The sequence below is a fragment of the Neptunicella sp. genome (assembly GCF_048268085.1).
Lineage (GTDB): Bacteria > Pseudomonadota > Gammaproteobacteria > Enterobacterales > Alteromonadaceae > Neptunicella.
In genome coordinates this window covers 74309-91729 of the sequence record NZ_JBLWWF010000018.1, presented here as the reverse complement: position 1 = coordinate 91729, position 17421 = coordinate 74309, and the positions used below count along the sequence as shown (strand labels likewise).

Below are 17421 nucleotides of genomic sequence, written 5' to 3'. Positions count from 1 at the left end.
AATTATTGTCATTTTTGTAATACATATCTCACTGTCAGATCTGACAGTTTTAATGCGTGTCTTTTCGGTTAAATATTATCAAGGAATTTTTATAAAGTATAAAAATATCTGATTTATCAGGTTCTTAATTGATATTATAACAAAGGGAAGGTCATGTTTTTAATAGTCTTAGTATTACTCATTCTTGCCGGAATTGGTGCTGCGATAGCATCAGGTAAAGGTCGAAATCCGTGGGGCTGGTTTGCGTTATGTTTTTTATTTTTTTTACCGGCTTTTATCGTCTTGTTATTTTTGCCTAACATCAAAAAACAAGAGTTAGAAAACTCTAAACAATGTCCGGAGTGTGCTGAAAGGGTTCTAAAAGAAGCCATGACTTGTAAGCATTGTTCTTACAAATTTTCTGGGAATGAAAAAATCGCCAGTTCAGCGGATAAATCAGTTAATGAGTCATTAGGGATTTAGGGATGAAAATAATAACAATATTATGCGCAGTTATTTGGTCGTTAGCGGCACTTCATTTAGGATATAGTACTTTTCAAAGTTACACTGCCTATGGGTTTGATGAGAATATGGCACCCAGTTTGTTATACCTGATAACAAATATCCTTACTGCCGTATTTTTTTATGTTTTATGGAGTAAACAAAAGTAATAAAAAGGGTCAGATCCAAATTAAATAAAAAGCAAATTGCAGGTTAATGTGATTGGCGGGATTATCCTCAAGGCCGTCCATGGTCTTGACCCTTCGGGCGCCTGCGGCGGTACACCATAATTTGTTTGGAACAAATTAGAACAGCTTTAGCTGGCCTGCGAAGCAGGTGAGTTACAGGGATGTAACGAATAAAATGTTCCTGACATTTTGTGAACCCGAGGGGGTTCATTCACTCACCAGGCCGCCAGCTCCACCAAATAATAAAGGCCCGCCTAAACTACAGGCGAGCCTTTATTATTTGGTGGAGCTGGCGGGATTTGAACCCGCGTCCGTTATACCTACATCCTCAGTACTACATGCTTAGTCTAGTCTTTTAATTGACTACGTTGAACTCCGACAGACAGGATTTCAGGTAGCTAGCTCGATTAAGTTTAACGCTTCAACTCCGAGCGAAGTATCCACGCGATCCTGCGAGTATGACCTTCCGAACCTCTGCCAGCAGGCAAGACAAGAGTGGAAGGACTCCAAACCGGTTATTAAGCGGCTAGAGCGAAGTTATCGTCGTTTGCGATTACTTTAAAGTGCAGTTTTTTTACGAGGCCAACTGCTTCCTCGGCATGCACCTTGGGTTTCGTGTACCCCGTCGAATCCTAATCAGCCCCGATTAGTCTTGTTGGAATATTGAATCTCAAGTCGCTATAGCCTGTTTATTTTTCACATCGATGAAAGATAAACAAGCTGCAAGTATTCTAACATAGTGACAGCGTGTTAAGCGTCATGTTTTTATTATTATTTATTTGCTCGCTTGTTTATTGAACAAAAATAATAATGTGGTTAAGCGCTATGTTTCATCATGCGTTCTTTATCGCGCGCCCAATCCCGATCTTTGATGGAATCGCGTTTGTCGTGTTCATGCTTACCTTTGGCCAGATAAATTTCGACTTTCACCCAGCACTTTTTCCAGTACATGGCGGTGGCCACAATTGACATCCCTTGACGGTCACGGCTGCCCATTAATTTGTCCAGCTCACGATGCTTGAGCAACAATTTTTTAGGACGATCGGGATCGCACACCACATGTGAAGATGCCTGATTTAAAGGCTGTATCTGACAGTCCTGCAAATAGGCTTCACCTTTGGTAAATACTACATAAGCATCGGTCAGGTTTACCTTACCGGCGCGAATACTTTTAACTTCCCAGCCCTGCAATTCAACGCCTGCTTCAAACTTATCCGACAGAATATAGTTATGGCGCGCTTTTTTATTCAGAGCGATGGTATTACTGGTTGATTTGGCTTTTTTCTTGTTCATGGACGCGCATTATACTGATTGGATTGCTTTTGTCTTTAGTTGTTTGCGGTGTGGCAGGGGATAATGACAAGAAGTGTCCAAAATTAAAAAAGCTTAAGACCGCCATTGCGACAGTCTTAAGCAAAGCACTAATGGGAAAGTGCTATTCAAGGGATTCGGTGATGACCGTATCAATGAGATGAATGACACCGTTGGTGGTGTAAATGTCTTTGCTGATGATATTTGAACCTTGTATTTGCAGTGAAACTTGGTCCTGGCTCACTTTCCACCACTTATTATTAACACCGTGACCATTCATATCTCCAGCGACGTTATCGCCGGAATAAAAATACAGCGGGCGTCCCTGATAAGCGGCTTGAAGGTCACCGTCTTCTCGCATTGCTGTCACTATTTTCAAACTTGGTAAAATTGACTAACGCGACAGTTACATCTAACACATGCTTGGAGCACCAAACAAAGTAAACTGAGTAAAAAAATATGAACGTGTTTTCTCATTTCCTTATCCTCAAGTTGTATAGTTTTTGAACGTTTGCAACCAGATATACGTAGTGTTTTTTTTATTGGATCTCTTTGTGATTAAAAAAAATTCAATAATTTGTTCACATAAGGACGAATAAATCTCAGCGTGTTAATATGTTTTACAGTTAAATCAATGGGTATCAGGAGCTTATATGCCCCAAGTGGTTCGCAGTGCGCTGGTGCATCACAGTGCAGAGGCGATGTATCAATTAGTCAATGATGTTAAGCACTATCCAGAATTTTTACCGGGATGTGCCGAAACCAAAATAATCAGTGAATCGGAGCAGCAAATGCGGGCATCGGTGCTAATTGCCAAAAGCGGCATTAGTCAATGGTTTACGACTGATAATACGCTAGAAGCGGGTAAGTCCATCGACATGCAATTGGTCGATGGCCCTTTTAGTCAGTTGACTGGTGGATGGACTTTTACTGCGTTAGCTGACGACGCTTGCAAAGTTGAATTGAATTTACAATTTGAATTTTCCAGTCGAATAGTCGAAATGGCGTTTGGTAAAGTGTTTAGTGCCATCGCCAGTAAAATGGTTGATGCCTTTGTGCAACGTGCTGGAGAGGTTTATTGTGACTGATCAACAAATTTCGCTTGAAGTCGCTTATGCATTGCCAGATAGGCAAGCATTATTGCAAGTCGTGGTAGAAAAAGGCGCGACTGTTGAACAGGTGATTAATGCTTCGGGGATTTTAAAACGTTTTGATAATATTGACTTACAAACCAGTAAAGTCGGGATCTGGAACCGAGCCTGTAAATTAGATGACCAGCCTCGCGATGGTGATCGGATTGAAATATATCGCCCATTAATTGCTGATCCGAAAGAAGTCCGTCGCCGACGGGCGGAAAAAGCCAAAGATGAGGGCAGGGCGGATAAAGTCACTGGTGGCAGACCTAATCCGCAAAAGAAACAAGATTAAACTGACAACGACCCATAAAAAACGCCTCATTAAGAGGCGTTTTTTATGGGAATAAATTTATTGTTCCAACGGCGTATTAAAATCTTCAGACAATTCCATATCACCGGTGACTTTGGCGACTTTATTATCCTCAAAAATAATGTCCATCTCTTTGCGGAAACTATCACCAGACATCCCGCGTTTCATGGAATACACATAATACCAAGTATCATGATTAAATGAGTCTTTAACAACGGGGCGACCCAAAACATAAATAACTTGTTCTTTGGTCATGCCAATGCGTAATTTATCGACATCTTTTTGTTCCAGATAGTTACCTTGAGGAATATCAATACGGTAAATAAATCCTGAACAAGCCTGCAAACCCAGTATGGTTAGTGCGGCACATAGTAATTTTTGGTACTTCTTCATTCTAATAGCTTCTCCTGCGAGCACGCATCCTAACTCAGATACGCTACTTAGCTCAATCAATTATTTAATTGATTATGAAAGGACAAGTTAGTTCAAGCTTAATAACTCTTTTGCATTGGCAATCGCAGAGTCGGTTAAGCTGTCACCGGCCAACAGTCGGGCAAGTTCGTTAACTCGCTCATCGGAATTAAGTTCCAACATGTTGGTTTCAGTGGTTTGATTATCCGTAAATTTAGTCACAAAAAGTTGATTATTGGCACGTGCTGCAACTTGCGGTAAATGAGTAACACAGATAACTTGGGTCGTTTCACCTAACTTGCGTAATAAATTCCCCACCACAGACGCTGTCGGGCCACTAATACCAGAGTCCACTTCATCAAAGATCATGCTTGGAATAGCCTGACTGGCTGAACTGATAACCTGAACCGCTAAACCGATACGGGACAACTCACCACCAGAGGCGACTTTTTCAAGATTGTCCAATGGTAACCCCGGATTGGTGGCAACTTTAAATTGAATCGCATCCAGTCCATTCGCTTGTGGTTCTGCCGACTCATTAAAGTTAACTGCTATATCGAAACGCGCCTGTGACATATTCATTTTATGGATTTGTTGTTCAACCTGTTGAGCTAACTCTTGGGCTTTTTGTTGACGCAATTGGCTTAATTCAAAGGCCGACTGGCGGTATGTCGCATTGGCCTGTTCCAGTTCTAAGTGAATATTTTCCAGCAAATCGTCATCTTGTTGCAGCGCGTTAAATTCAGTCAGTAACTGTTGATGTAATTGATACAAATCTTCAGGTTTAACCTGATGCTTTCGTGCCAAGTCCATGCACAAGTCATAACGTTGTTCTGTCTCCAGCATTTGTTGCGGGTCGGTTTCCAGTTCATCCAGATAGTTACGCAATTCATTGGCTGCCTCACTGATTTGAATGGAAGATTCGGTTAATAGCTCAGTGATCGGTGCCAGACGTGGATCACTATCTTGCAAGTCATTCAGTCTATCAATGCTATTTTGTATTAAAGACAGCGCATTGACGTCTTCATCGGCATATAGTTGATGAAAACTAAGCTGACTTTGTTCGAGTAAGCTTTGCGAATTACTTAAGCGTTTATATTCCAATTCCAATTCTGCAAATTCATGTTCTTGCAAGGCAAATTCGTCTAACTCCGTTACTTGATATTCCAACAGTTGTCGGCGGGCTTGACGCTGTGACTGACTTGCTTCCAGTTCACGATATCGTTTACTCAATTCACCCAATTGACGAAAATCGGCTTTAACCTGCTGAAGCGGTTTTTCCAATTGGCCGAAGTTATCTAGCAATTGCCGTTGAAAATCACTTTTAAGTAACAGTTGATGAGCATGTTGGCCATGGATGCTGACTAAATACTGGCCGAGTGATTTGAGTAATTGTAGTGGGGCAGGAGATCCATTGATAAACGCTCTGGAACGGCCTTCATTGGAGATCACCCGACGAATAATGCACTCATGTTCATCTTCGGAGAGCAATTCATGTTGTTCAAGCCACTGACGTGCAGCGGCTAAATGGCGAATCGAAAAAATAGCGGTGACTTCGGCTTTTTCAGCACCTGGACGCACCATTGCCGCTTCTGCTCGCTCACCTAAACATAATCCTAAAGCATCAATGGCGATGGATTTACCGGCACCCGTTTCACCGGTAATGGCGGTCATGCCGTTACGCAGTTCAATATCCAGGCTTTTTACAATCGCGAAGTGTCTAACGGATAAGTGAGTTAACATGAATTTGAGCCCTGTGTATCTGTACAGTAACTGTAAATATACACATGGATTTTAATTTTGACAAAGCTATTTTTTCAAATGCCAGTAATATTTTTAATACAGCTTGCTTCCCCAGCCTAATTTATTTCGTAATACCTTGAAATAATTGTAGTTCTCAGGGTGGATCAAGGATAGCTTGTCAGGGCTTTTGTGCAGCCTAACCTCATCACCAGGTAAGACCGACAGGGTAACGTGGCCGTCACAGCTAATTTGTAATGTTTCGGTATTGTTGTCGGAAATTTTCAGGCAAATAGTGCTATTGGCATCAACCACGATTGGACGACAACTGAGGGTGTGAGGAAACATGGGAACCATCACTAAGGCATCGAGATTGGGGGTAAGAATGGGGCCACCACCCGATAATGAATAAGCCGTCGAACCGGTTGGGGTGGCAATAATTAAGCCATCGGAACGTTGGCTAAAGACAAAGTTATCATCAATATAAACTTCAAACTCTATCATGCGCGCCACTTTACCAGGGTGCAATACGGCTTCGTTTACTGCTGAATTATGGCTGTTAATTTTTCCGCCGCGATAGACTTCGGTTTCGACTAAAAAGCGCTGTTCGGTTTTACATTTACCGGCAAATATATTATCCAGCTGCGGAGCAAAATCCTCGGGATCCAGATCAGTTAAAAAACCTAAGTTGCCGCGGTTAACACCGACAACAGCCACATTAAAGCGGGCTAATACTCGGGCTGCGCCAAGCATACTGCCATCTCCACCGACCACAATAGCCAAATCAGCCTGTTCACCAATGGTAAGCACATCGGCAACGTCATAGCCATTGCCTTGCAGTTGGCGAGCGGTTGCTTGTTCAACAATGACTCGGCAACCTCGTTGCTGCAAATACGCCAATATTGAACGTAAACAGGTATTTGAGTTTGGGTCATCAGGTTTACCGATAACACCTATTGTATTGAAATTACTCATATTTATAGTCTGTATAACCGCGATTAAATCGGTTGTGTCGAGCCGATTGTCGAATATAACACGGAAGTATAAGCAAATATCAACCAGTCAAATGCGAAAATCTATTTAATAAAAATAACAAAATGGCTTGAATGCCAAAAAATTAGCCTTATATACAGCTCAATCTGAAAAATAGTTATTGTTAACTCATAACGCAGAGTGGAGTAATGCATGAGTAATGAACAACAGCCGCAAGATCCTCAGCAACAGGATCAAGCGCCCAATGAGTCAGCCGAGTCGGTTGAACAGCAAGCAGATGCGTCACAAGAGCAATCAGTCGTATCGGCTGAGCAGCAGCGTATTGAAGAACTGGAGCAAGCGTTGGCTGCCTCGGAAGCCAAATTGGCAGAGCAAAAAGATTCAGTCTTGCGTGCGATTGCTAATGCCGAAAACACCAGTCGTCGTGCTGAAGGTGAAATCGATAAGGCTCGCAAGTTTGCGCTAGAGCGCTTTGCTTCTGAATTGTTGCCAGTGGTGGATAATTTAGAACGCGCTTTGCAAGTGGGTGATGCAGAAAATGAATTAGTTAAGCCCATGCTTGAAGGTGTGGATTTAACCCTTAAGTCATTCCTGTCGACGATTGAAAAGTTTGGTATCAAGCTAATCGATCCACAGGGACAAGCTTTTAATCCGGAACAGCATCAGGCGATGAGTATGCAAGAAAGTGCCGAGCATCCCGTTAATACGGTTTTAGCCGTGATGCAGAAGGGTTATGAATTAAATGGTCGTTTGTTGCGCCCCGCGATGGTGGTGGTATCCAGAGCGGCGGAAAGTGGGATCGATACCGAAGCTTGAGATTTCGGTAAATGAACAATTATTTTCAGGCTAGCAGTTGAAAATGTTCAGAATAACCCCACTAAAACAACAAGTATTTTTAAAGTTTAATTTGGAGAATAACTGATGGGTAAGATCATTGGTATAGATTTAGGTACAACCAACTCATGTGTGGCAGTACTAGATGGTGGCAAAGCGAAAGTCATTGAGAACGCAGAGGGTGATCGCACCACTCCGTCCATTATTGCTTATGCCCAAGATGGTGAAACACTGGTTGGTCAGCCTGCCAAGCGTCAGGCTGTGACTAACCCGAATAACACCTTATTTGCTATCAAGCGTTTAATTGGTCGTCGCTTCGAAGATAAAGAAGTTCAGCGCGACATTGACATTATGCCGTTCAAAATTATTAAAGCGGATAATGGCGATGCCTGGGTTGAAGCGAAAGGCGACAAAATGGCACCACCGCAGATTTCTGCTGAAGTGCTGAAAAAAATGAAGAAAACCGCCGAAGATTACTTGGGCGAGAAAGTGACTGAAGCGGTAATTACCGTTCCGGCTTACTTTAACGACTCTCAGCGTCAGGCAACTAAAGATGCCGGCCGTATCGCTGGTTTAGATGTAAAACGTATTATTAACGAGCCGACTGCGGCAGCGTTAGCATACGGTATGGACAAGAAAACCGGTGACCGTGTGGTTGCGGTTTACGACTTGGGTGGTGGTACGTTCGATATTTCCATCATCGAAATTGATGATGTAGAAGGCGAGCACACTTTTGAAGTATTAGCCACCAATGGTGACACTCACTTAGGTGGTGAAGACTTTGATAACCGTCTAATCACTTATCTGGTTGATGAATTCAAGAAAGATTCCGGTATGGATTTGCGTAAAGATCCATTAGCCATGCAACGTCTGAAAGAGTCAGGTGAGAAGGCCAAGATCGAATTATCTTCAGCACAACAAACTGAAGTTAACTTGCCTTACATTACTGCTGATGCGTCCGGTCCTAAGCATTTAACCATTAAAGTGACTCGCGCCAAATTGGAGTCATTGGTTGAAGATATGGTGAAAGCCACTTTGGAGCCGCTTAAGCAAGCTCTGAAAGATGCGGATCTGTCGGTCTCTGATGTACAGGATATTATTTTGGTGGGCGGTCAGACCCGTATGCCACTGGTGCAAAAGTACGTGACCGAGTTCTTTGGTAAAGAGCCTCGTAAAGATGTAAACCCTGATGAAGCAGTTGCTGTTGGTGCGGCGATTCAAGGTGGTGTATTAGCTGGTGATGTAAAAGATGTGTTGTTGCTGGATGTAACTCCGTTGTCTCTGGGTATTGAGACCATGGGTGGCGTGATGACCAATCTGATCGAGAAAAACACCACGATCCCGACCAAGAAATCACAAACCTTCTCAACCGCGGAAGATAACCAGTCTGCAGTAACAGTACACGTGCTGCAAGGTGAGCGTAAACAGGCTTCGGGTAACAAGTCACTGGGTCAGTTTAATCTTGAAGGTATTCGTGCAGCGATGCGTGGTCAGCCACAAATCGAAGTGACTTTCGATATTGATGCTGATGGTATTTTACATGTATCAGCGAAAGATAAAGATACCGGTAAAGAGCAGAAAATTACCATTCAGGCGTCTTCCGGTCTGGACGAAAATGAAATCGAAAAAATGGTTCGCGATGCAGAAATGAATGCAGAAGCGGATAAGAAATTCGAAGAGTTAGTTCAGGTACGTAACCAGGCTGACGGTATTATTCACGGTACTCGCAAGCAGGTTGAAGAAGCTGGAGATGCACTGCCCGCTGAAGATAAAGAAAAAATCGAAGCCGCAGTGAGCGATTTGGAATCCGTGTATAAGTCTGACGACAAAGCGGATATTGAAGCCAAAATCCAAGTGGTGATTGAAGCGTCAGCCAAGCTGATGGAAATTGCGCAACAGCAAGCCGCAGCTCAACAGGCAACTGATGGTGCAGAAGCACAACAAGAGTCTTCTTCATCACAAGATGACGATGTGGTTGATGCCGAGTTTGAAGAAGTAAAAGACGACGACAAGAAGTAATTTCTGTCACAGTCATAAGTGGATAGAAATGGGGAGTCGTTTACGCACTCCCCATTTATCTATATTGGAGACACAGAATTAATATGTCGAAACGTGATTATTACGAAGTACTTGGCATAGCCAAAGATGCCTCAGATCGGGACATTAAAAAGGCCTATAAACGTCTGGCGATGAAGTATCACCCGGATCGTACTTCTGGCGACAAAGGTCTGGAAGAAAAATTCAAAGAAGTACAGGAAGCCTATGAAATCCTGATCGACGATCAGAAACGAGCTGCCTACGACCAATATGGCCATGCCGGTGTTGATCCTAACCGCGGCGGCGGTGGTGGCGGTGCCGATTTTGGTGATATTTTCGGTGACGTCTTCGGTGATATTTTTGGTGGTGGACGCCGTGGCGGCGGACAACGTGTGCGCCGTGGTGCTGATTTACGCTATAACCTGGAATTGAGTCTCGAAGAAGCCGTTCGTGGTAAAGAAGTAGAGATCCGAGTCCCTACGTTGACCGGCTGTGACGAATGTGACGGTTCCGGTGCGAAAAAAGGCAGTAAGCCAACTACCTGTCCTACCTGTCATGGTCAGGGACAAGTTCAGATGCGCCAAGGCTTTTTTGCGGTGCAGCAAAGTTGCCCAACCTGTTCTGGAAAAGGCAAAATAATTAGTGATCCGTGTCGTAAATGTCATGGTCAGGGGCGGGTTGAGAAAACCAAAACCTTATCGGTTAAAGTCCCGGCAGGCGTTGATAGCGGTGATCGCATTCGTCTTAGTGGCGAAGGCGAAGCGGGTGAGCAGGGCGCACCAGCTGGAGATTTATATGTGCAGGTGCACATCCGCGATCACGATATTTTTGTCCGTGATGGCAATAACCTGTACTGCGAAGTGCCATTAAGCTTTACACGTGCGGCATTGGGGGGAGATATCGAAGTTCCAACCCTGGACGGTAAAGTGAAACTGAAAATTACCCCTGAAACGCAAACCGGACGCATGTTCCGTTTACGTGGTAAAGGGGTTAAATCGGTGCGCACCGGCGCAGTGGGCGACTTAATGTGTAAAGTTGTCATTGAAACGCCAGTGAATCTTAGTGCTAAGCAAAAAGAACTGTTGGAAGAATTGGATAAATCGATGGGTAGTGGTAAAGATACCGCTAAGCATCGTCCCAAGGAAACCGGTTTTTTTGATGGTGTGAAAAAGTTTTTCGATGATTTAGCTAAATAATATTTAGCTACAATTTGACTGCATTTAAAAGCCGCTAATGGAAGTTAGCGGCTTTTTTGTGTAACACCAAAATTGTTTACGATTGGTTTTTTATTGTTCAATTGACTGTCGAAATTTTTTACATTCCAATGCCGTATAAAAACAATAATTTTCTTTATTGCTATTTTTATTTTAAATAAAAACAATAGCTTATAAAAAATTTTGAAGCTTACTTAGTACGTTGGTTCGATATTTGCCTTTTTGACTACGAATTGCCAATATCCGCAACGATATTGGTGTCGTAATTTAACAAGGATAGCAGTATGAAAAATCTAATTAGCAAGTTTGCCGCAGTAACCGCTCTTACTGTAGTCACTTCTTTATCACATGCCGCACTGATTGGCTCAATTAGTCATGATTATGGTGATCAGTACACGCCAACCAGCCTGAATTCGTCTAATAGTTGCGATACGTTAGGAGCTGATTCGGTCAATATCACTGATACGTCTAATGGTTGTGGTCGTTTTTATGATTACTTTGATTTTTCTAGTATTGCCTTCGATGATATTGAAAAATTTGAGCTAAGTCTGACATTTAGTAATGCTTTCGATCTGGAAAGTAATTCAGTTGAAATTAACTTGGGATTTTTTTCTTTCACTATGGACGTTCCGGATTCTGAATTTTGGAGTGTAAGACCGGGCGCTTCTGCATCAACTGGTAATGGTTATGATGAGGATCATGATCAATTTTTAGTCAGTCACATATTTACCGGTATATTTACATTTGATGATAATAATACTGCTAACAGCATCTTTCAAAATATGCTCAATAATAAAAATTTCTCACTAATGTTTGCTGAAAATTCGGCAAATAGTGATAACTTTACTTTATATGACGCTAAGCTAGATATTTATGGCACTGCAACAGTACCTGAGCCAGCGCCTTTAACTTTGTTGGCGTTAGGTTTGATCGCATTAGGTTGGATCAGACAGCGTAAAATATAAATTGTCTTCTACGGACAAGAAAAAGCCGCTAAAAGTTAGCGGCTTTTTTTATGCTTTCATCTACGGGCTAATAGTGTGTTATTGCCTCTATAATGAATCAACGATTCTTGAGGAAATTTAGCATCGTATCGGCATCCGATACTTCAAACGGATCCGTTGGACATAAATCTCCAAAATCTGCTTCACTAAAGGCTTGTATAATTTCGCCATTTTCAACATACATTGAATAGCGCCAGCTACGCATACCAAAGCCAAGGTTACTTTTATCCACTAACATACCCATTTTACGCGTAAATTCGCCATTTCCGTCTGGTAACAAGAAAACATTCTTGGCATTTTGGCTTTTGCCCCATTGATACATAACAAACGCATCATTGACGGAGATACAGACTATTTTATCCACCCCTAACTGTTTGAATTCATCAAATAATTCTTCGTAGCGAGGCAGATGACTGGTGGAGCAGGTCGGGGTGAATGCACCGGGCAATGAAAACAAGACGACATTTTGTTTAGCAAAAATATCGTCGGTGGTTAAATCTTTCCATTCAAATGGATTAGGTCCACCTAGTGCATCATTGCGTACGCGAGTTTTAAAGGTCACTTTAGGTACTTTATTAATCATGTCTAACTCCATAGTTTGTTAACAGCGGGATATTGTGTCCCCCCGATTTAGGGACGCTAAATGTAAACAGCTAAAATAACATTGCCGAGCATAGCACTATAAAAACGGATTTAGCCAGCGTCCGAAGAAGCCGGTCATTTTTAACGAATCATCCAACACGGCAAAACAGATACAGTCTTGATCTTCTGACGCTTTAGGCTGATGGACGGTATTACTATCGGCTTGGATAAAATCACCTCGGCGGTAATATCCCGCTTTATCAGAAAAACTGCCCTGCATCACAAGAGTAAACTCGTTACCACAATGGGTATGTTCGGGTAATTCTTTTCCGGCCGCTATCTTGTATAACTTGGCCGTATATTGTTTATCTGAAAACGGTAAGGTAATTTCCTTAATACTGCGTGTCATTCCTGACCATTTTAATTGCGCATAATCAGGCTGAATAAAACGCTGTAACGGTCTGGGGATAATAGATTGACTGGTATGGGGGATCTCTTCGTCCACCGCGACAGAGGGAGTATCCAGTTTGTTTAACACATTGGCCAATAATGTATCGCTCACAGGCTGGTCGGCGCTTTGTTGCAATAACTCACCGCCTACTTGTTCGAACAGGCGACTGCGCGATTGGCAGCGTGGACATTCTTCCAGATGGCAGGCAATCATAAGGCCTAATGCATCCGGCATTTTCCCAGCACTAAATTGGATTAAAAATTCGTCAGTAGGATGATAATCAGCCATGTCATATTTTCTTTTGCTAGTGTGTCCAATTTTTTCATTGCAAGTCGCAATCTCGATTTAATCGTACCTAGAGGTATATTCATTAGCTCGGCAATTTCACTATGAGATTTACCTTCAAAATATACATTAAAAATAATTTGTCGCTGCTCTTCGGGCAGAGAGTTAACTAATGTACGGGTGAAATCCCGATTTAGATCACTATCAAGGTTATTTTCTAGTGAGTCGCCCGCCATATCGGGAAAAATATCATAGGATTGAATTTGATCGGGTCGTTGTTTGCGTAAAAAGTCGATGCGTTTATTTCGCACAATACGGTACAGCCAGGTAGTCGCAGCCGCCGCATCCGGACGGTATAAATGCGCTTTGTTCCAGACGGTGATAAAGCATTCTTGTACAATTTCTTCTGCATCACTGTCATTGGCACCACAACTCAATGCATAGGCTTTCAATTTGGCAGAAATCGCATTAAACAGTTCAATAAAGGCATTGCGATCCTGATGTTGTGCAATGGCTACCAATAATTGCTCTAGTGATTGTTCAGATGGGGTATTGTCATCAATCAAAAATCGATCTCTTGGTTTGTTTGATATTAAGTCGTTGATCGATAACCGTCTATCGAGCACCTCTTATTCTAGGCATAGCTAAATTGGCAGTGCAACGAATAACATAATTTAATCAAAAATAGTTGCTCAAAGTGATCCAATAAATTTTCACCGACGTATATCTGACATAACGTTATAGCTAAGGTAACCACATGCAGCCAGTTAGCCACGATTCAATAAACACCAAACCCCTTGTCGGTATCAGTGCTTGTTTAACCGGTTCACCGGTAAGGTTTAATGGGGGACACAAGCAATCCCGCTATTGTACAGAGGTGTTATCCAAATACTTTGACTTTAAATCTTTATGCCCTGAAGTGGCTATCGGCTTAAGTACGCCACGGCCGGCGATTCGAATGGTTGAATCCGAACCCCAAGCTAAAGTGGTATATAGTAAAGGCGAGAGTCAGGATTACGCTCCCGCTTTAAGGGAATATGCACAAAAAATATCACCGGCGTTACACAGTTTGAGTGGTTTTATTTTTATGCAAAAATCACCAAGCTGTGGCTTGGGGAGTACCACCCTCTATACCGAAAAGGGATTCCCTAAGTCCAGTACCAACGGGGCCTTTAGCCAAGAACTCATGTTGAACCTGCCTAACTTGCCGGTGACCGAGGCCGGAAGGTTGAATGATAGTCGCTGCCGAGAAAACTTTATGCTGCAAGTATATGCCTATCATGAATGGCAACATAACGTCATGCCCAACCTCTGTGCTGCGCGTTTGCAAGCTTTCCATCATCGCTATAAGCTGATTTTGCGCGCGCATTGCGAGGTGCGAAATCAACAGCTAGGGCAGTTGCTGGCAAATATGAAAGGGGCCGATATACACCAAGTGGCAAACCAGTATATTCATGTTTTTATGCAGGCAATGCAGCGTTTACCTAAGCAGAAACACCATGCTTCGTTGCTGATGCGTATCTATAAAATCCTTAAACAGCATCTGTCATCAACGGAAAGACAGCAATCCATGCAGATTATCGAACATTATCGACAGGGAATTGTGCCGTTGATTGTACCGATGACCATGTTGAAATTTTTGGTACACAAATATCAGGCACGAAGTGATTCTGCGGTTTGGGATGCATATCCGTTTGAGTTAGGTTTACAGAATGCAATTTAATGTCACTGTCGAATAGGGTTAAGGGAGTATGATGATTAACTTGATGTGGTTCCGTAATGATTTACGTGTTCGAGATAATCCCGCGTTATATACCGCGATGCAGCAAGGTCCAACCATGGCGGTTTATTTTATTACGCCTGAACAATGGGCTGCGCATGACTACTCACCGTCGCGAATTTCCTTGCTTAAAGGCCAGATAAAAAAACTGGCAGAACAACTGGCGAATTTAAATGTGCCATTGCAGATTATCCATTGTGCTGATTTTAGTCATATTCCCCAACATATAACCCAACTGGTTGATAATCATAATATTACCCATTTATTTTATAACCATGAATATGAATGGAATGAAATGCAGTGCAGTCGTCAAGTCGTGCGCACAATGCGCAGCAAACAGGTTAACACCACAGGCATGCACGACCAATGCATTGTGACTCCGGGACAAATCAAAAATGGTCAAGGCGAATGTTATAAAGTTTACAGTGCGTTCAAACGGGCTTTTATGGCCAGTTTTTATGATTTAAGTCGAAAGTGCTATCCCGAGGCGGATCCGCAAGAAGAACTGCCGATTAAATCCGATCTCAGTGCTTTGGAACAACTCGACGTGGACTGGAGTTGGCAATTATTGTGGCCCGCCGGAGAGAGTGAAGCCCATCATCGTTTAGAATTATTCATCCAGGATGCTATTGATCATTATCACCATGCTCGTGATATTCCCTCGCTGAATGGCACCAGTGCATTATCGCCTTATTTGGCGGTTGGAGCCATTTCAACCCGTCAATGTATGCATGCGGCCTTGCAATTAAATCAGGGGGAGCTGGATTCGGGGCGCAAAGGTATATCCACATGGATAAACGAACTTATTTGGCGAGAGTTTTATCGCCACCTTTTGGTGGCTTATCCTGATTTGGCTCGGCATAAACCCTTTAAATCCGATACTGACAGATTGCCATGGAGTGACAATAAACAATTATTTTCTGCGTGGTGTGAAGGGCGAACCGGTTTCCCCATTGTTGATGCCGCCATGCGTCAGTTACTCAGTACTGGTTGGATGCATAACCGCCTAAGGATGATAACGGCAATGTTTCTTACCAAGCATTTGTTTATAGATTGGCGACTCGGTGAACGTTTCTTTATGCAGCATTTAGTTGATGGTGATTTGGCATCTAATAATGGAGGATGGCAATGGAGCGCCTCAACGGGGGTTGATGCGGTGCCGTACTTCCGTATCTTTAATCCGACTCGGCAATCTCAACGCTTTGATCCCGAAGGGAGTTTTATTCGACAATATGTGCCAGAACTGGCGCATTTAGATAATAAATCCATTCATCATCCCACTGTGGCACAAGCCATTTCGGCTAATTATCCATTACCTATTGTTGAGCACAGTTCAGCGGTTGCCGAGACAAAAGCCCGTTTTAAGCAATTAAGTGAACAACCTCACTATCCACCGGAGTTGAATTTTGAATACTGATCTGGAAACAAGTAAAAAGCTCATCTTGGCGGTACAAAACTTGTTTGAAAAAATGGATAAACCCGAGTTTGATTCGGCCATGTTTAATGCGGTTTATGCCGACAATATAAGGTTTGAAGACAGTTTTCATCAGTTGCAAGGACTCGAAAACTTTAAGCAATATTGCGCCAGTCTCTATGAAAATCTGGATTATTGCCGCTTCACTTTTCATTCTCATTTAATCGAACCGGGGCAAGGAATGACTCGTTGGACAATGGACTACGCCCATCCCCGTTTAAATGGCGGTCATAACATTCAAGTTGAAGGATGTAGTTTCTTGCAGTTTGGCGACAAGGTGGTGTCCCATCGAGATTATTTTGATGGCGGACAACTTTTGTATGAGCACGTGCCAATTCTTGGGCGAGTCATAAAAGCGCTAAAGCATCGAATGCTGAAATAAAAAAGGATAGGAGATGCAAATCGAACAAATAAAAAATATCTGGATCATCGGGGCATCAAAGGGCATAGGCAAGGCGTTAGTTAGCGAACTGGATCAAGCCGGTCGACAGTTATTTATCTCGGCACGGGATCAACAGGCATTAACTGATGTTGCGGCTCAAATCCAATGTGATTGTACTGCTGTGCAAATGGATATGACCGATGATGTTTCGTTGGAAAACGCCAGTTTACAAATAGCTCGAATGGTACCTTGTCTGGATATGGTGATTGTGAATGCCGGTACGTGTGAGTATTTAGATGCCGCGTCATTAGATGTGGAGTTAGTTCGACGCGTGATGGAAACTAATTTTTTTGCCATCTTAAAGGTGATAAAACAGGCCTTGCCTTTATTAAAAAACTCACAGGTTTTTCATGCGGATAGCACTCCTCAATTGGTGTTAATGTCGAGTAGTATTACTTATCAGGCGTTGCCCAGAGCCGGTGCTTATGGGGCTTCCAAATCGGCATTACGTTTTTTTGCCGAATGTTTGCAGGCTGATTTACAACATCAAAATGTTGCTGTCCGGGTAGTGAGTCCCGGGTTTGTAAAAACACCATTAACCGATAAAAATGATTTTCCGATGCCATTTATTATGAGCGCCAGTCAAGCCGCTAAACGGATCGTGAAAGGACTGAAGTCCAATCGATTCGATATTCATTTTCCTCGTCGGTTAACCCTAATACTAAAAGCCATTTCTTTATTGCCAGATGGACTCAGACTAAAGCTGATTGGCCGGTTGTCCCGCCAACAGAAAAATCCAGGATAGTTGT

General features: G+C 42.8%; 18 protein-coding genes, 1 other RNA gene and 1 pseudogene. 11 read left to right on the top strand and 9 right to left on the bottom strand.

The genetic code is table 11. The features are described 5' to 3' along the window. Nucleotides 1–153: 153 nt before the first annotated feature. Nucleotides 154–462, top strand: a complete 309-nt coding sequence (locus ACTD55_RS14720) for a hypothetical protein (RefSeq protein ID WP_438865093.1) — start codon at nt 154–156, stop codon at nt 460–462. 487 nt (nt 463–949) lie between these two features. Here the strand turns inward: ACTD55_RS14720 and ssrA are convergent. From ssrA to ACTD55_RS14705, 3 genes are all read right to left on the bottom strand, one after another. Beyond that, nucleotides 950–1312, bottom strand: a transfer-messenger RNA (tmRNA) gene (gene ssrA, locus ACTD55_RS14715). A gap of 172 nt (nt 1313–1484) precedes the next feature. Further along, nucleotides 1485–1961: an SsrA-binding protein SmpB gene (gene smpB / locus ACTD55_RS14710; RefSeq protein WP_438865092.1), complete on the bottom strand. Its 477-nt coding sequence runs from the start codon at nt 1959–1961 to the stop codon at nt 1485–1487. 142 nt (nt 1962–2103) lie between these two features. Beyond that, entirely contained in the window at nt 2104–2340 is a 237-nt protein-coding gene (locus ACTD55_RS14705) for a fasciclin domain-containing protein (RefSeq protein WP_438865098.1), read from the bottom strand. Between the two features lie 292 nt (nt 2341–2632). Here ACTD55_RS14705 and ACTD55_RS14700 point away from each other — a divergent pair, with 292 nt between their 5' ends. Both ACTD55_RS14700 and ACTD55_RS14695 read left to right on the top strand, forming a co-directional pair. Further along, entirely contained in the window at nt 2633–3067 is a 435-nt protein-coding gene (locus ACTD55_RS14700; RefSeq protein WP_438865091.1) for a type II toxin-antitoxin system RatA family toxin, read from the top strand. Then, nucleotides 3060–3407: an RnfH family protein gene (locus ACTD55_RS14695; protein ID WP_438865090.1), complete on the top strand. Its 348-nt coding sequence runs from the start codon at nt 3060–3062 to the stop codon at nt 3405–3407. The genes ACTD55_RS14700 and ACTD55_RS14695 overlap by 8 nt, the downstream gene beginning before the upstream one ends. Before the next feature lie 57 nt (nt 3408–3464). Here the strand turns inward: ACTD55_RS14695 and ACTD55_RS14690 are convergent, their stop codons facing one another. The 3 genes from ACTD55_RS14690 to nadK all read right to left on the bottom strand — a co-directional run bounded on the left by ACTD55_RS14690 (nt 3465) and on the right by nadK (nt 6551). Continuing rightward, nucleotides 3465–3818, bottom strand: a complete 354-nt coding sequence (locus ACTD55_RS14690) for an outer membrane protein assembly factor BamE (RefSeq protein ID WP_438865089.1) — start codon at nt 3816–3818, stop codon at nt 3465–3467. A gap of 87 nt (nt 3819–3905) precedes the next feature. Beyond that, entirely contained in the window at nt 3906–5579 is a 1674-nt protein-coding gene (gene recN, locus ACTD55_RS14685) for a DNA repair protein RecN (protein ID WP_438865088.1), read from the bottom strand. Nucleotides 5580–5672: 93 nt separating this feature from the next. Beyond that, nucleotides 5673–6551: an NAD(+) kinase gene (gene nadK, locus ACTD55_RS14680; protein WP_438865087.1), complete on the bottom strand. Its 879-nt coding sequence runs from the start codon at nt 6549–6551 to the stop codon at nt 5673–5675. A 210-nt stretch (nt 6552–6761) separates the two neighbouring features. Between nadK and grpE the strand changes: the two genes are divergently transcribed. The 4 genes from grpE (at nt 6762) to ACTD55_RS14660 (ending at nt 11619) form a co-directional block, all read left to right on the top strand. Continuing rightward, complete coding sequence (grpE, locus tag ACTD55_RS14675; RefSeq protein WP_438865086.1) at nt 6762–7385, top strand: nucleotide exchange factor GrpE; 624 nt, start codon at nt 6762–6764, stop codon at nt 7383–7385. A 105-nt stretch (nt 7386–7490) separates the two neighbouring features. Beyond that, entirely contained in the window at nt 7491–9422 is a 1932-nt protein-coding gene (dnaK, locus tag ACTD55_RS14670; protein ID WP_438865085.1) for a molecular chaperone DnaK, read from the top strand. An 83-nt stretch (nt 9423–9505) separates the two neighbouring features. Continuing rightward, a complete protein-coding gene (dnaJ, locus tag ACTD55_RS14665; protein ID WP_438865084.1) occupies nt 9506–10636 on the top strand; it encodes a molecular chaperone DnaJ in 1131 nt (376 codons plus the stop codon). Nucleotides 10637–10938: 302 nt separating this feature from the next. Then, a complete protein-coding gene (locus tag ACTD55_RS14660) occupies nt 10939–11619 on the top strand; it encodes a PEP-CTERM sorting domain-containing protein (RefSeq protein ID WP_438865083.1) in 681 nt (226 codons plus the stop codon). Between the two features lie 109 nt (nt 11620–11728). On the opposite strand, the pseudogene ACTD55_RS14655 reads toward ACTD55_RS14660, so the two are convergent. From ACTD55_RS14655 to ACTD55_RS14645, 3 genes and pseudogenes are all read right to left on the bottom strand, one after another. After that, a pseudogene (locus ACTD55_RS14655) lies at nt 11729–12253 on the bottom strand (peroxiredoxin); the annotation flags it as partial. An 84-nt stretch (nt 12254–12337) separates the two neighbouring features. Further along, nucleotides 12338–12979, bottom strand: coding sequence for a ChrR family anti-sigma-E factor (locus ACTD55_RS14650; RefSeq protein ID WP_438865082.1), 642 nt, complete (start codon nt 12977–12979; stop codon nt 12338–12340). Further along, nucleotides 12946–13542 (bottom strand): sigma-70 family RNA polymerase sigma factor, encoded by a 597-nt coding sequence (locus tag ACTD55_RS14645; RefSeq protein ID WP_438865081.1) that lies wholly within the window; start codon nt 13540–13542, stop codon nt 12946–12948. Before ACTD55_RS14645 ends, ACTD55_RS14650 begins: the two co-directional genes overlap by 34 nt. A gap of 191 nt (nt 13543–13733) precedes the next feature. Here ACTD55_RS14645 and ACTD55_RS14640 point away from each other — a divergent pair, with 191 nt between their 5' ends. Genes ACTD55_RS14640 through ACTD55_RS14625 form a run of 4 tightly spaced genes read left to right on the top strand, consistent with a single transcriptional unit; the run spans nt 13734 to nt 17417 of the window. Further along, nucleotides 13734–14699 (top strand): YbgA family protein, encoded by a 966-nt coding sequence (locus ACTD55_RS14640; RefSeq protein ID WP_438865080.1) that lies wholly within the window; start codon nt 13734–13736, stop codon nt 14697–14699. A gap of 28 nt (nt 14700–14727) precedes the next feature. Continuing rightward, complete coding sequence (gene phrB, locus ACTD55_RS14635; protein WP_438865079.1) at nt 14728–16173, top strand: deoxyribodipyrimidine photo-lyase; 1446 nt, start codon at nt 14728–14730, stop codon at nt 16171–16173. Next, nucleotides 16163–16612 carry a nuclear transport factor 2 family protein gene (locus ACTD55_RS14630; RefSeq protein ID WP_438865078.1) on the top strand — a complete coding sequence of 150 codons (450 nt, stop codon included), beginning with the start codon at nt 16163–16165 and terminating at the stop codon, nt 16610–16612. Before phrB ends, ACTD55_RS14630 begins: the two co-directional genes overlap by 11 nt. 13 nt (nt 16613–16625) lie before the next feature. Continuing rightward, the gene (locus ACTD55_RS14625) at nt 16626–17417 is read left to right on the top strand and encodes an SDR family NAD(P)-dependent oxidoreductase (RefSeq protein WP_438865077.1); all 792 of its coding nucleotides are present in this window, start codon (nt 16626–16628) and stop codon (nt 17415–17417) included. Nucleotides 17418–17421: the final 4 nt, after the last annotated feature.